Source organism: Emticicia agri (assembly GCF_004168285.1).
Lineage (GTDB): Bacteria > Bacteroidota > Bacteroidia > Cytophagales > Spirosomataceae > Emticicia > Emticicia agri.
The window spans coordinates 1-15,496 of record NZ_SEWF01000070.1 but is presented as its reverse complement, the minus strand read 5'-3'; the positions used below and the strand labels follow the sequence as shown (position 1 = coordinate 15,496).

12 protein-coding genes are annotated in these 15,496 nt (G+C 38.1%); 5 read left to right on the top strand and 7 right to left on the bottom strand.

All coding sequences use genetic code 11. The features are described from left to right. Window positions 1-127 precede the first annotated feature (127 nt). The gene (locus tag EWM59_RS25230) at window positions 128-814 is read left to right on the top strand and encodes a response regulator transcription factor (protein ID WP_130024011.1); all 687 of its coding nucleotides are present in this window, start codon (window positions 128-130) and stop codon (window positions 812-814) included. Window positions 815-904: 90 nt separating this feature from the next. Next, window positions 905-1,981: a sensor histidine kinase gene (locus EWM59_RS25225; RefSeq protein WP_130024010.1), complete on the top strand. Its 1,077-nt coding sequence runs from the start codon at window positions 905-907 to the stop codon at window positions 1,979-1,981. Between the two features lie 52 nt (window positions 1,982-2,033). Here the strand turns inward: EWM59_RS25225 and EWM59_RS25220 are convergent, their stop codons facing one another. Next, on the bottom strand, window positions 2,034-2,615 hold the full coding sequence (locus EWM59_RS25220) for a collagen-like triple helix repeat-containing protein (protein ID WP_130024009.1): 582 nt from the start codon (window positions 2,613-2,615) through the stop codon (window positions 2,034-2,036). Between the two features lie 98 nt (window positions 2,616-2,713). Here EWM59_RS25220 and EWM59_RS25215 point away from each other — a divergent pair, with 98 nt between their 5' ends. Both EWM59_RS25215 and EWM59_RS25210 read left to right on the top strand, forming a co-directional pair. After that, the gene (locus tag EWM59_RS25215) at window positions 2,714-4,549 is read left to right on the top strand and encodes a sensor histidine kinase (RefSeq protein WP_130024008.1); all 1,836 of its coding nucleotides are present in this window, start codon (window positions 2,714-2,716) and stop codon (window positions 4,547-4,549) included. A gap of 41 nt (window positions 4,550-4,590) precedes the next feature. Beyond that, window positions 4,591-5,253, top strand: a complete 663-nt coding sequence (locus EWM59_RS25210) for a response regulator (RefSeq protein ID WP_130024007.1) — start codon at window positions 4,591-4,593, stop codon at window positions 5,251-5,253. A 98-nt stretch (window positions 5,254-5,351) separates the two neighbouring features. Here EWM59_RS25210 and EWM59_RS25205 read toward each other — a convergent pair whose 3' ends face one another. The 3 genes from EWM59_RS25205 to EWM59_RS25195 all read right to left on the bottom strand — a co-directional run bounded on the left by EWM59_RS25205 (window position 5,352) and on the right by EWM59_RS25195 (window position 11,095). Continuing rightward, the gene (locus EWM59_RS25205; RefSeq protein WP_130024006.1) at window positions 5,352-8,165 is read right to left on the bottom strand and encodes a beta strand repeat-containing protein; all 2,814 of its coding nucleotides are present in this window, start codon (window positions 8,163-8,165) and stop codon (window positions 5,352-5,354) included. A 138-nt stretch (window positions 8,166-8,303) separates the two neighbouring features. Then, a complete protein-coding gene (locus tag EWM59_RS25200; protein ID WP_130024005.1) occupies window positions 8,304-10,241 on the bottom strand; it encodes a hybrid sensor histidine kinase/response regulator transcription factor in 1,938 nt (645 codons plus the stop codon). Between the two features lie 107 nt (window positions 10,242-10,348). Further along, window positions 10,349-11,095, bottom strand: a complete 747-nt coding sequence (locus tag EWM59_RS25195) for a 7TMR-DISMED2 domain-containing protein (protein ID WP_165372296.1) — start codon at window positions 11,093-11,095, stop codon at window positions 10,349-10,351. Between the two features lie 240 nt (window positions 11,096-11,335). On the opposite strand from EWM59_RS25195, the gene EWM59_RS25190 reads away from it, so the two are divergent. Further along, entirely contained in the window at window positions 11,336-12,121 is a 786-nt protein-coding gene (locus EWM59_RS25190) for an RluA family pseudouridine synthase (RefSeq protein WP_130024003.1), read from the top strand. A gap of 195 nt (window positions 12,122-12,316) precedes the next feature. Here the strand turns inward: EWM59_RS25190 and EWM59_RS25185 are convergent, their stop codons facing one another. The 3 genes from EWM59_RS25185 to EWM59_RS25175 all read right to left on the bottom strand — a co-directional run bounded on the left by EWM59_RS25185 (window position 12,317) and on the right by EWM59_RS25175 (window position 15,448). After that, the gene (locus tag EWM59_RS25185; protein WP_130024002.1) at window positions 12,317-13,225 is read right to left on the bottom strand and encodes an EamA family transporter; all 909 of its coding nucleotides are present in this window, start codon (window positions 13,223-13,225) and stop codon (window positions 12,317-12,319) included. Window positions 13,226-13,281: 56 nt separating this feature from the next. After that, on the bottom strand, window positions 13,282-13,701 hold the full coding sequence (locus EWM59_RS25180; protein WP_130024001.1) for a Fur family transcriptional regulator: 420 nt from the start codon (window positions 13,699-13,701) through the stop codon (window positions 13,282-13,284). A gap of 331 nt (window positions 13,702-14,032) precedes the next feature. Then, window positions 14,033-15,448: a hypothetical protein gene (locus tag EWM59_RS25175; protein ID WP_130024000.1), complete on the bottom strand. Its 1,416-nt coding sequence runs from the start codon at window positions 15,446-15,448 to the stop codon at window positions 14,033-14,035. Window positions 15,449-15,496 lie beyond the last annotated feature (48 nt).

Genomic DNA, 15,496 nt, shown 5'->3' with positions numbered 1-15,496 from the left:
CATTTTTTGGTAAAAATGCTATTGATTTGTGTTTTATACTGCCTTTTGATAAGATTTAACATTGACTTAACACACCTAACGATTTTTTAACCATAACTTTGCAGTACACTAATTGAAAAACGCCTTTATGAGTTCTGCTCACCGTGTTTTAGTAGTTGACGATGAAGCTGATATTGTGGAGTTGTTAAGCTACAACCTTGAAAAAGAGGGGTATAAAGTCGCTACTGCCTCTGATGGAAAAAAAGCTATTGAAGTTGCCCGTGAATTTCTGCCTGATTTAGTTATTCTTGATATAATGATGCCACACATGGATGGTATCGAAGTAGGGCGAACGCTGCGTTCTATGCCCGAAATGAAAAGTATCTACATTCTGTATCTCACAGCACGTTCTGAAGAATACTCTGAAATAGCCGCTTTTGAAGTAGGCGCAGATGATTATCTGACCAAACCTATCAAGCCCCGTGCTTTAATGAGCCGTATTAATGCTTTTTTCCGTCGTGAAGCGCAAAAATCAGATACGAGCGATGCACTTGAAGTAGCAGGATTGAATATCAATCGCCAGAATTATACAGTAACCAAGCAGGATGGGTCAACCATTGTACTACCCAAAAAGGAATTTGAATTACTTTTCTTCTTAGCCCAGTATCCTAACAAAGTATTCAGTCGTGACGAAATTCTTCAGAAAATCTGGGGGGTTGATATTTTCGTTGTAGAGCGTACCATTGATGTGCATATACGTAAAGTACGTGAAAAAGTAGGCGAGAACTATATCAAAACCCTGAAAGGTGTAGGATATATGTTTACAGATGAGTAATAAATCTGTACTAAGAAATAATTATCTTTAAATTTGTAGAACTGTTCTTGCAGCAGAGATAGTTATTTTATTATTAACCATTCACTCAGAATGTCGTTCAGCCCCCGAATTATTGCCTTTTTTCTTGCCGTATTAATTACGACTGTTTCTATTGTATTCTTAAGCTTTGTACCTAATGTGAGTGCTGCTATGTTGTTTGTGGTAGGTGTGTCTTCCTTTTTTGCTTCTTTCTTTTTTGTCTTTTATACCATCGATATACTGGTGTTCCGGGAAGTAGAGCAGATTTATAAAACCATTCAGAAACTAAAAATCCGTGATTTTGATATTTCTCGTAAAACCTTAATCAGGAGTGTAAACCCTATTAAAAAACTGAATTCAGAAATTTCGACTTACGTGGCCCGAAAGCAACAGGAAATTGATGAACTGAAAAAGATGGAGGTTTTCAGACGTGAATTTCTGGCTGACGTATCGCACGAATTAAAAACTCCCATTTTTGCTGCACAGGGCTTTATTCATACCTTGCTTGACGGAGCTATGGAAGACCCTGTAATTCTTGAGCGATTTTTAAATAAAGCCGCCAAAAGCCTTGATGGATTAGATGCCCTCGTAAGAGACCTTGTTACGCTCTCTCAGGTAGAAAAAGGGGATTTAAAAATGCACTTTGAGACGACAGACCTGAGACATATTACCGAAGAGATTTTTGAACAATTAGAGTCGAAAGCCAAAACCAGAGGTGTAACGCTGAAAATTAAGCCTAAAGAACTACAGGCAGCCTGGGTAACAGCCGACAAACAACGGATTTCGCAGGTGATAACCAATCTCGTAGATAATGCCATTAAATACGGAAAGGAAAACGGAAAAATAATAGTTGAGATTGAAGAGGAGAAAAAATATTTTCAGGTATCCATAGAAGACGATGGGCCTGGTATCTCACCTGAACACCTTTCCCGTATTTTTGAGCGTTTCTATCGGATTGATAAAAGTCGCTCTCGTGAAACAGGTGGTACTGGTTTAGGATTGGCTATTGTAAAACATATCTTAAATGCCCATCATTCTAAAATAAGCGTTACCAGCAAAATTGACAAAGGGACCCGATTTACATTCAAATTACCAGTAGCAGGTGAGTTAATACCCAACAAAGAAGGGGGCAAAGTAGCACAGCATTAACTATCTACTTACCCCCGATTGAAATTTCTACAGCAATTAGGCGAGAGCATTTTTAATCTTCAAGATTAAAAGCTTTTTTCACGGCATTATAGTCTCTTAAATCAATGTTTTTCAGGCGAAGCCCGCTTGGACCCGGAATAATAACCACACGAAATTCTTCAGTACCCACATAATCGCTAATATCATTAACGGCTTTAGAAAATTGAATATAACAATTGACTTCTTTAGGTCTGGCTTCAAAAAAGTAACTTAATTGCAGACCCGGTTCATAAAAATTGAGGTCTAATGTATAAGGAATAGCGTTAATGACATTTTTACTGGTGGGTAATCGGTTATAAACCAGAATAATTCCGTCGTCTAAAACTTTCTGAGATATTTTATCAATATCAGGGCCAGTAAATTTTATGTTTGTAATTAAATCTTCTGGAACATAGCTTGCTTTAAAAAGCTCTTCAGAAACAGTAATCCAGCCCGTTGAGATGATACTAACTGTACCCGGATCACCTTTGGCTCCGATATCGCCTTTCGCCCCTTGGGGTCCTGCAGGTCCGGGGTCGCCCGCCGGCCCTTTGCAGGCATTAAATAGCAGTACGGTTAATAGTAGTGTGAAGAGAGAATAAATATTTTTTTTCATAAGTGTATAACTATGTTTAAATTTCTCTCAAAATTCTTACCTTTTCTGAACCCATTCAATAAGGCAATTGCCCTATTTTAACCTATAAATAGCCCTACATGAAGCCATCGCTACTCTATGTGATTCTGTGTGTTGTCGTTTGTTCTTTTAGCGTTAGTGCTCAGCAAAAGATTGATTATTTTAAAGATGACGGTAAGCAGTTATCTGTTAATGTTATTGCCGATAAAACATTTCAGACACTTCCGGATAACCTTATTAATTTGGGGCAGGATAGTGCCTACCATTGGTTAAGGGTATCTATCAAGAATAATAGCGCTCACTACGAAAAATACTTTTTTGAAATTGCCTTTGCATGGCTCGACTCCGTTTCTTTCTATAGACAAGACTTTTCGCTCATACAAAAATTGGCCTGGCAAAACCCTTTGTCTGAAAGACTGTATCCGCATCGGAATTTTATTCTTCCCATCTTACTGAAACCCCATAGCGATACTACCGTATATACCCGATTTTATAAAAAACGAATGTTGATAAAAGGAGAAGTAAGTGTGAAAAATGAAGAGGATTTTTTCTCTGACCGCATTTTCGATACTGGTTATTACAGCTTCTTTACGGGTATTGTAGCCATTGTTTTTTTGTTTGCAACGGCTATCTTTTTTACGAGTAAAGATTGGGTATATCTGTATTATGCGGGTTATATATTATTTTTGTTAGGTTTTACACTAACGGGTGTAGGTTTCTTTCTTTCGGCATACCAACAAGGTTTCGGATTCATTTCAGCATTGGAACTCAGAAACTGGATGCTCTGGTGTTCTCTGATTTCTCTGATGTTTTTTGTCAGAAATTATGTATTAGGTGGACATCAGTTGAATCGGCTCAATCTAATGCTCTGGCGGGTAGCCCTTGGGTCGCTGTTTTCTATGGTTTTTCAGAAAGCTATAGTTATCTATTTTGAAGAAACAACAGGCTCGCCTCCTTACTTTCTGTTAATAACCATGATTTGTTGTTTTCTTATAGCAATCATGCTTATTTTTTACTTTGTAGTATATAGTTATGTCAAAAAAATTAACCCTTCACTGGCTAAAAACTACCTCATTGGCATTACACCTTTTTTCATATTCGGGGTTTTTTCTTACTTCCGTACCTTTGAATTTATTGAGCATAGCTGGCTGCTCGACCAGAAGGTACAAGTAGCTTGTGTGGTTTTTGATATTGTTGTACTTTTATTTGGTTTGAGTATCCGTTATAAGGCTTTACGTGAAGAAAAAGAAAGACAGTCTCGTCTGGCACTTGAAAATAAACTGACCTTACAGTACGAAAAAGAACGCATCAGTCGAGACCTTCACGATAGTGTTGGTTCGCAACTCACCATTGTTGCCACCAGCCTTGATGCTGCTACTTATCTGGCTCATAAACAAAAATTAGAGCCGCAGAAACTCGAAAAAATCAATGAAAATGTACGTGAAGCGGTGCAGAATCTGCGGGATACTATTTGGGCGACCCACCAGTCTAAAATAAGTCTGGATAGTTTTGATAAACGATTACGTAATTATGTACTGAAAGCCATAGAAGACAGATTAGAGGTAGCTATTCATTTTTCTTTGTGCAACTCTGCTATTACTATTAGTTCTATGCAGGCCATTAATCTTTTCAGAGTACTTCAGGAGGCTATTCAGAACGTACTGAAACATGCGCAAGCTACAAAACTTAGTATTAGTTGTGAACAGACCGACGATAAAATCAGCATCACTATTGAGGATAATGGCGTAGGAATAGCAGAAGTAGCCTATAATACTGAATCTTATGGAATGCGTAATATGCGCAACCGGATACAAGAGATTAAAGGCGAGTTTATGATTAAGTCCACCCCGGAAAGCGGTACTACTATCTGTATAGAAATCCCTGTTTATACGGCAATTGCCGTATTGAATGAATGATAAATAAGATAGTAATTTGTAAAAATATTATTCGCTTATATATGAGCACTATCAGCCTCGGTCTTGTAGACGATAACCCTGTTTTATTGAGTAATATCAGTCATAATCTCTCAGTTTTTGAAGAGTTGAGGATTGATTTTACGGCAGTAAACGGGGCAGATGCCTTAGAGAAACTCTTCAGACATAACCCTGACGTTATTCTGATGGATATTGAAATGCCTGTGATGGATGGGATAGAGGCTACCCGTGAGATAAAAAGAAGGAATCCCTCACAGAAAATAATGATGCTGACGGTGCTTGACCGTGATGATAAGATTTTTGAAGCCATACAAGCGGGTGCATCAGGTTATTTATTGAAAGACGAAAAACCCACCAGAATTCTGAAAAGTATAGAAGAATTGATGGATGGCGGAGCACCTATGTCGCCGATTATAGCTGCCAAAACACTTGAGATACTACGTAGCCAGTTTATGAGCCAAGCAATAACTGAATCTTATCCTTCACCTGAATCATTTAATCTTTCAAAGCGAGAGGTCGAAATCTTGGAAAAAATAGCCAGTGGTTTAAGCTATACCCAAATTGCCGACCAGTTATTTATTTCAGCCAAAACTACCCGTAAACACACCGAAAATATCTATCAGAAGCTTCATGTGCATTCTAAACTGGAGGCGGTGCAACTGGCTCAGAAGAATAAATGGGTATAATGTATGCTAAAATACAAACAGGAAATTTACAGACTCAATCAAGATAACAAAGCCCGACTATATTAAAACAGTTGGGCTTTGTTAATCATCTAAAGTACTTAATTACAGGCAGTAACAGGTGTTGCTCTGGCTGTAAATACCGCTCCTGAACTGGTTTCAAAACCTGCATTCAATGAAATACTATTATTAGCAAGGTATTGTGCATTAGCAGTACCTAACACTTTATTGGTGGCCGTAATAGTATTAGAAGAAGCGTAAATGGCTGTGCCTGATATAGAAGCGGTAAGGTTGATGTTAGCAGAGACCATTGAAATGATTATTTCAGCAGTAGCTACCCGTTCACTTTTACAATTACCCACTTCACAGGCACTATAATAAACTGTATTAACGGTTGGTGATTGGTTCAGGTTATTGCCAGTACCTATGGCCGTGCCTCCTGTAGCCTGATTATACCAGGTGATTGTTCCGGCACTACACTGCGCAGAAAGTGTGAGGGTGTTCCCAGGGCAAATCACCGTTTTATTGACAGAAACATTGGTCGGAATAGTGGTAAGCGTTGCCGCTGCCTGACGTTCATAAGCCCCTATATCGGCTATGCCGCTATTATAAGGGCGTGGCGAGTGGGTAATATCAGTAGCAAAAACATTGGTATTGGTACCTGTATTAACCCCGGGCGAGCAACCTGTTAAGGTTAAACCATCATCAGTAGTAAAGAATTTATTATCTGCACCATTAATGTCTGATAAATTAGTAAATAGTGGGTCTCCGTCATAGTTATTGCCTCCATCAGTACCATAACCGCCATTCCATGAGCTACCTGCCCCTGAGTTTTGTAAGAGGGAATAACTACTCGTGAGTGATCCCCCCGCTCCTGATACTCTGTTTACATTACCGCCTGCAACAGCCGTTTCATTCCATATTATACTATTAATAATACTTATGTCAGCATCACCATCTATTTCAATAGCTTTTGTTGAAGATGGGCTATTGTTTACTATGGTCATATTGGTGAACTTAACAATTTTCCCAACCTGCATATTAGAAGAAATAGCAATGGCTCCACCATTACGGTAAGCATTAGAGCGGAAAACAGCATTATTAACGAGTACTACGTTATCTATCAAAGTATGTCCTCTATGAATAAACATACCTCCACCAAATTGAGCTCTGTTGTTTAGATAATAGCTGTTGTTAATTCTTACAGTATCGGTTCCGTTTACGTTGTTATGATAGGTGGTTCCATAATAACCGTCATTACCAATAAATACACAATTGGCAACTGTAGGAAATGCACCCGCTATACTTATAGCAGGCCCAAAAACTGTTGAAAGCGAGCCGGAACCAACTGTTTGCGAAGGATCTCCTGTTGTGCCGCTTTTTCCTGCTGTAAAGGTAATGCCATCTATTCTGGTAAGTTTATCACAACTAATGACACCCAGAACATGGTATGAATTATTACCTTGTATATCGGTATAACTTTCAGAAATAAAATTCCCATCGGTATTGGTGTCATTGTTATCGGCATCTCCCGAAAAAACGGTTCTGTTAGTTTTAAAATCACGTTGGCTAAATGAAGTTTCTGTTCCGGCAAAGCCGCCAAATAGCTTAACACCCGATTTCATATAAAAAATCTTATGCCTTACATTAGCTGGATTAGCGTTCCCTGTGCCATCATATAAAGGTATATAAACCCCTGATGCTACCCATACACTATCATTTGTAGAGGATGCGTTAATCATAGCCTGAATATCGCCTGAGGCATTAGCCCATGAAGAACCATCTCCACTACCTGCTGCTGCTGTTTTTACATATCTGCGGGTAGGGGCTCTTATATAACTAAAAGGAACTATAAAAGTACAGCCATCATAGCTGATTTTAGCATATAAGGTATAAGTACCACCGGAGAAATTACCCGGAGTAAAGGTATTATTATTTGAAGTGTATGTACCTGCTGAAACGGTAGCCGCTGCATTGAGAAAAATTCCCTGTACGGCCGATAAATATGAATTCGTAAAAGGAGTAAAAATAGCATTATTAGCAGCGTTATTATTAATCAGCAGGTTATGATTAGTAAGTGTCGGATAAGCATTGGCACGTATCACACCATCATTAGAAGTTGAACCGAAATTATTTAACGAGCCATCTATCTGTAGAAGTCCGTCATTTTCAGTAGTTGCACCAGATTGCGTATAATAATCGCCGACCATCTTGATAATTCCACAACCGAGATTTCTTAATCTGCTATTAGAATTATATAACTCTAAACTCCCGGTAATATCGATAAGGCCATTATTGTTTAATTTTCCAGGAATGAGTGTAATGGCAGTTGCAGGACTGGTACCGTTCAAGGTTGCTCCGGCATTATTATTTAATATAGCGTTGGAATCCCCAAAGCGAATCAGTTCTTTTCCATTAGAAGTAATTACGCCTCCACTCTGATTATTAATCGTTGAACCGGCCATTCTGATACCATAATTTGCCCCCCCATTCACGGTAATTGTGCCTGTATTGGTAATAATGGCACTAAAGGTTAAGAGGACGGCGGCTTCCTGAGAAACCTCGGTAGGGTTAGTATTAGTTATTAAGACAGTTCCGTTATTAGTAAGACCTCCATTATTGATTTGTAAGGCTGTCCCTGCATTGCTGACTGTAAGTATTGCTCCGCTATTAACTGTGAGAGACGCTCCTGCTACAGAAATGTTGATACTCTTGGCCGATACATTACTACTTATTATAGGGTTTATAGCTCCTGTGTTAATAACTACATCATTAGCGGCAGATGGAACCCCAGTAGGGCTCCAGTTAGCGGCTGTATGCCAATCAGTAGTAGTACCTGCCCAGGTTTTGGTTTGACCAAATGAGTATTGGGTGCAGAAAAATCCCAATAGCAATAGGAGTAAATTTTTCTTCATGTTTAGACTTTCGATGGTATTAAATTGGAATTAATACTCAAAAGTAACCTTACTAACCTAAGCCACGTTAGCGCAAAAATGACATTCTTTAACTCATTTTGAACATGAAGAAAAATTATCAGTTTTTATGGGTGGTTATTATCTATTAGCATATTCTGATGGGGTTATCTCAAATTCTTCCTGAAATACTTTGGTAAAATAAGGGAGGCTCTCAAAACCTACCTGATAGGCAATATCAGAGACATTTCCGGCTTTTTGTTTAAGCAGACTTGCGGCTCTTTGCAGGCGGTATCTACGAATAAATTCTACAGATGTCTGATTCGTCAAAGCCTTAATTTTACGACGTAGCTGTACTGTGCTCATAGCCATTTCATCGGCAAAACGTGTCAGGTCAAACTGGCTGTCTGAAAGATTTTTCTCAACCACGGCTTTAGCTTTCAGAAGAAAAGTTTCATCAATAGAATTAACCTTGATTTCATCGGGTTTCAACTCAACGATTTCTTTTCCGTATTTTTTCTTTAAATTTTCACGTATTGAAATCAGGTTTCTTACCCTCACCAATAGCTCTTCTTTATGAAAAGGCTTAATCAGGTAATCGTCAGCACCTAATTCCAACCCTTCTACTCTGCTTTCTACATTAGCTTTGGCTGTCAGCATAATAATCGGAATATGGCTTGTTTTCTCGTCCGATTTCAATACTTTACAAAACTCAAAACCATCCATTTCAGGCATCATTAAATCACTGATAATGAGGTTTGGTATTTTTTCAGTAGCCTTAATGATACCCTCTTTACCATTAACAGCTTCAACAACCTGATAATCACTTTCAAAAATGCTCTTAATATAGGCTCTTATATCATCATTGTCATCTACTATTAAAAGTATATTTTCCTGCTCGCCATTCAGGTGGTCAGCAATCGGTTTTGTATGACCATTCACTGTAAGACTTTCAGTAAGGTTTTCAGTATAGGGAACAGTTTCTGATTCTTCGGCTACTATCGCATTGTTCCAGGTTGCTTTATCCACAGGAATCCGTACCCTGAAAGTTGTTCCAGCATTTTCTTCACTTTCTACATGTATAGTCCCTTTCAATACACCTACCAGTTCTTTTACCAAAGCTAAACCAATGCCTGTTCCCTCAAATTTCCGGTTCTGAGAACTATCTACCTGATAAAAACGGTCAAAAATCTTATCTAATTTATCTTTTCTGATACCTACGCCTGTATCGCTTATCGTAATAATTATAGTTTTGGCCGAAGGGCTTTCAAGTGTAGCCATAACCTTACCCTTTTTAGAAGTAAATTTAAACGCATTTGAAAGCAGATTTGTAATGATTTTATCTAACTTATCTTTATCGATATAACCCCGGATTTCCTGTGTACCTACTGAAGTTTCGAAGCTGATTTTCTGGCTTTCGGCTAATGAAGTGAACGAACTGGTAAGTGTCTGAAAGTATTGGCTGATATTCTGCTTACTCATTTCCACTTGCATTTGTCCGGCTTCTAACTTGCTGATGTCTAATAACTGATTGATAAGTGTAAGTAGCCTCTGGGTATTTCGGTGCATCAGCGGCAACAATACCTCGGCAGGGTATTTCTGCATTAACTCCTTAATAGGCCCTGATATTAAGGTAAGCGGCGTACGTAATTCGTGCGAGATATTGGCAAAGAATGTGGTTTTCAGGTTATCTAATTCTTTCAGGCGCGCATTCTGTTCCAGATTAAAGCCTAATTGTTGTTCGGCAAGAATTTTATCCCTTTCGGCACTTCTGAATATTTGCCCTAAGAAGAAAATAAACACAAAGTTTTCGACCATAAACAACAAAGACGATAAGCGGAATAAAGGCTTATATTCAAGCCAACCTAACAAGCGCAGACAAATGAGTAAATAACTAATCATTCCTAAGATAAAAGGAATAGAATAATAATGCTTGGTAGGTAGTTTTTTAACAAGGCTATAAATGTATATAGCAAGGAAATAGAACGACGAAAAGACAATTAAATATAACCCGGCTTTAAGCCAGTACCATTGATAATTGATTACTCCCATAATATCAACCACAACAGTGGCTAACACGAAAAAATAGGTAAGTAGCTTATGCCATTTCGGAAGTCTGTCTGTGGCAAAAGCTATCAGTACAAGCAGACCGGAGGTAATGGTAATAGAGTTATAAGAAAGAAAATCTATTTTTTTGCTATATCAGGATTCGCAGTAAAAAGCGGGCCTGTGACATTCATTAAACCCCAGTAAACCAGTGTTTTGAAAACAGTATGTAAGGAATAGATGCGGAAAATGGGCAATTTGATGATAAAAATGGCTAATATGATTACCAGCAGAAAACGGAAAACCAAAAGACCGTTAGTAAAACTTTGTTCTGTATAAGCATTGAGTGTTTTTTTGGTTAATGATTCAGGTGAATGAATACTGATGGTAGCATATGTGCCACGATGCGATAAGACTTTTATATAAATAATTTTTGAGGTATGAGGTGCTAATTCAAACGGAAAGGCGGGCTCAAACTCTAAAAGTTTTTTTTCCTTTCGGGTTATTAATTGATATTCTGTGTGCGTAAATTGCTGTTGGGTGCTATCTGAAATATAAAAATCAAGCCTTTCAGCCAGAGGGTTGAGCCATTGCAGTACCCAGTCTTTATTGGTAGCATTGGTATTCTCAATTTTCAGCCTGACCCAATGTGCATCATTTGTATAAGGTAAAAGAAGATAGTCTCTGCCTAAAGGCTTAAAATTCTGTTTATGTATCTCTTCAAAAGGTATGCTGGCGGTGGGGTCTCTGAAAATCTCTAAATGCGTAGTTGCCTGCACCGGGGCTTTAGTTTGTGAACTAATAACAACAGGACTTTGAGTATAGGCATTGTTATTAATAAGGGCAATAAAAATACCTATAAAAGTAAATAGTGGCTTCAGTTTCATGACATAGGGCATTATAGTTCTTACTATTTTTCTTCTTTTTGGTGTTTAGTTGTCTTGTGTCGGATTCCATAACAGCAGAATGAGAGAATAGTAATCTATGCAAAGATATTAAATTAATAGCCTTAAAAAAAATATGAAAGAAGCGGAGCTTTATCAAGTATTGCACTAAATCTTTGATTTACCTGTTTTTAAAATTTAAAACCTAAATTTGCATAATATTTCATTATACCCATCAGCAATATGGATTACGAGTTTGAGTTTCAGGAATTTCAGGAGACAACCAAGATAAAGACAACACCCAAAAACGTTGTTTTCGAAGATTTAATCATTTTTGAAAACAACGATTATATAGTAATTAATAAACCACCTTTTTTAGCAAGTCTTGATGAACGCACACAAGACAAACACCAGAGTATTCTGCGTTTAGCCAAAGGGTATTCAGATGATGCACAGCTATGCCACCGTCTGGATAAAGAAACTTCGGGAGTATTGGCTATTGCCAAAAATCCGGCTGCTTACCGGCATCTTGCCATGCAGTTTGAAAGCCGTGAAGTAACCAAACGTTATCATGCCGTAGTAAATGGCGTGCATGATTTCGATAGTGTATCGGTTTTCCTACCAATTGCTCAGTTAAAAGATGGTACAGCCGTAAGAATTGACCGAGAGAAAGGTAAATTAGCCGAGACTATCTTCTTTACATTAAAAGCCTATCGGTATCATACCTTAGTAGAGTGTATTCCTATTACAGGGCGTATGCACCAGATTCGGGTACACTTGCAATGCCTGAAAGCACCCATTGTTTGCGACCCGACCTATGGCGGAGACGATATTCTTTTATCTCAGCTAAAAAGCAAAAAGTTTAATCTGAAAAAAGGAACAGAGGAATTACCGCTCATTAAAAGAGTAGCCCTACATGCACATTCACTTACTTTTAAATTATTAAATGGGGAAGCGGTAAAGATAGAAGCCCCTTATCCGAAAGATTTTGATGTATTAATAAAGCAATTGGATAAGTTTACGGCGTAAAATGCGTATGCGAACGTTTTCTAAACTTTTTGCCACAATGTACACAAGATGCACTATGTTACACTATTGAGCTACTTTGTGCATTTTGTGTACATTGTGGCAAAATAATATAAAAATATACGAAATGACGCTGAAAATCTATATTTTGTAAACAGACAATTTGAAAAATCGTGCGGGCGATTTTCGCATACATAATTACTCAATCGAGGCTGTTTTCCTACGGCCTATGGTCATCAATATTACACCAATCAATACAATAGCCGAGGCAATCAGTGAACGGGTAGTCAATAACTCACCCTTGAAAATCCAGCCTAAAAAGAATGCCACTACCGGATTAACGTAGGCATAAGTAGCGGTGAGTTGCGGTGGGGCATTATTTATCAGCCATAGATAGGCACTATAGCCCACATAAGAGCCTATCACAATCAGATAAATAACAGCCATATAGGTTTCCAATGTCATGTTTTTAATAGCCTTTATATGATTATCTTCAAATAAGAGGCTCATGGTTAAAGAAAAAAGCCCTCCGGCAATCATTTGTATGGCAGTAGATTGTATAGGTTTGGGCAATGTCAGATAAGGCGATTTCAGTGAACCATAAGCCCAGGCAACTGAACCCGCAAAAACTAATAAGGCTGGGAAAATAGCTACTTCACGGGCATCAGCATGTGCCGGATTAGTAAGGTCTAATAGATAAACCATGCCAAACAAGCCTACAACTAATCCAATGAGACCAATAAGTGTAGGTTTTGTTTTACTGAAAAACCAGAAGTCAAGCATAATCATCCAGGCTGGGAGGGTAGCTACCAACAAGGCAACCAACCCCGATGGCATAAAACGCAAGGCAAAAGCTACGGTACAATTCCCAATTCCGCTTAACATAATCCCTACAAGCACAGCTCCTTTTATCTGAGCCATGTTGGGTATGCCATACCCTTTCCAGAGTGTAAAAACAAAAAGCAGAAGCCCTCCTGTCAGGAAACGTAAGCAGGAAACCATCATAGGTGGAAGCACCTCAATGGCGTACTTCATACCTAAAAAAGTAGAACCCCAGACCACATACACAAGCCCGAGTGCTATAATCAACTTGGTTTTATAAGACATGGATGGCTATAATAGGCGAGAAAAACTCACAATAACAGGTAATTAAAAAAGGTGTTTTATGCTTTGCAGTTAGGGCAGGTACCCTGCATCAACATATTAATATCGGTTAGCTTATAACCTTCGGGTAAATTGAGTTTCGGAATATGCACACTCTCAATACAGGTGGTATTTCCACAAACCAGACATTTAAAATGCACATGGTCATGATGGTGTTCATCGTGGGTACATTCTGTTGACCGACAGAGAGCATATTTAGTGCCTCCTTCATCGTCCAGTACTTTATGAATAATTCCCTTATCGACAAAAGTTTTCAGCGTACGATAAATTGTTACTCTATCGAAACGTTCGCCAAAAAGATTTTCCAGGTCTCCGTGCGAAAGTGCATGCGTATAAGTCTGAAATGACTGCAATATATCTTCACGACAGCCGGTATGGCGTAAGTCGTATTCTTTGAGTGTATTTTTAGAGAAATTCATGATAGTATCCAATTAAACAATACTAAACGACATGTTTTCAACCAGAAAACCTTCGTTTTATCTCTTCAAAAGATTTTACTCTCCCCTGTTTTAAATCTTCTTCTGATTGGTCAATTTTTGCATAATAGGTCTCTAATGACATCCGAGAATGCTTAATAGGAGAAAAAATTCTCTTTATATATGATAATAACTTTTGGGTTTTCATAACAATAGTCCATTGAATGAAATTAGAATATATTATCCCTACGGGATACCAATATTCGATAAACTTATTATAACTACCGATATATCGTCCCTATGGGTAGGTTGTCCAATCTGTAAAAAAGTTCTTTCATATTCTTAATGTATTTTTCCTTCTAAGAACTTGCTTATCAGCGAGTACTGCCTTACCCCATTGGTCTAAATCTGCCATAGAAACCTCTTCTAAGGCTGTCTTTATGTCGAACTTAAGTCCTTTGTTTGTTCTAAGTGGTAGTGCCAATACTTGCTTGGTAATGCCATGCAATGGATTGGCAGGTAGTTTTTGCTTGAATTTAGCAAACAAAGACTCCAAACAGTTTGAACAGCAATTCCAAACAGTGTCTGCATTAGGTAATTTTAACTTTTCTGTCTGTAAATACTCTTCAATAGCTGTGATTATTTTTCCATCCACTCTCAGGTGATGTTTTTTAAGCACATCCTTACATTGCTCAATATTTTCATAAGATAACCCTTTGATTTTCAGTAAATCTATTACCTGTTGACTCATTTGAAAAACTGCTTGAAGCTCTTCAATTAAGCCCTGATGCTGTTTGATAGGTCTAAAAAAGTCTTGTTCTTTGGCTGAAAAGGTTTCAAAACAAGTAATAATCTTCTTTGACCAGACAATACTGGGCTCTAAATTCATGAACCGAGCAATCACTCTTTGTTTAGGTGGAAGCAAGTAGGCCACCTCTCTCATGATTCCTTGAAATTTAGCCTGTGCGATGGCTTGCTGCCAACTGATAAACTTACCATGGTTACGATAGTGTTTCTCTACTATCAAGGCTATTTGATGAGAGACGTCTGCAATCCTGATACAACCACTATCACCAATACCCTTGCGTAAATTACTATTGCCATCACTGATAATATAGACAGGTTTACTACCCATTTTTTCTGTCACTTTTTCAATCTCTGCCCTAATATCTTCCGCTTTCCAGGATGATCGCACTGCGATAGACAAAACACTGACCTGTTCATAGTTTAAAGCAGTTGGCTGCTCTTTTTGGGCAGCTACTCCCAAGATAAGTACTAACCTTTGCTGACCGATTACCATACACTCATCAATGATTAAACCATAGGACTTACCAAGCTCACAGACTGGATGAGTATATTTATAGTAGCCTAATTTCTGCACCCATACAGCAATGATACTTTTACTGGGTAAGACGCCTAAAACACCGAATTCTAACTGAATGTATAGCAAAATCTTTACAATTCCTCTATAGCCACAGCCTAAAACCAAGTATAAGTATACACTCATTTGAATAGTCTGAACACTGTACTGATATCCTTGAGCTTTAGTAATCCGACCTGAATTTTGCTTGACAGAACGCAATTCTGAGGATTGTAAGGTCTTATATTTACGCTTCCACAAATCCCGACTCGCCTCTAATTCTTTCAGTCGCTGTCTGAGTTGTCTAAGCTCTGTTCGGCTATTTTTGACTTTTGCTTTTAATTCAGCTATATTTGTTCCTAAAGCATTCCACTGCTTGGGTTCTTGCATATATTTTGTTCTTTTCCAATTACAAAATTGCAAGAACTTTTTCTTTTA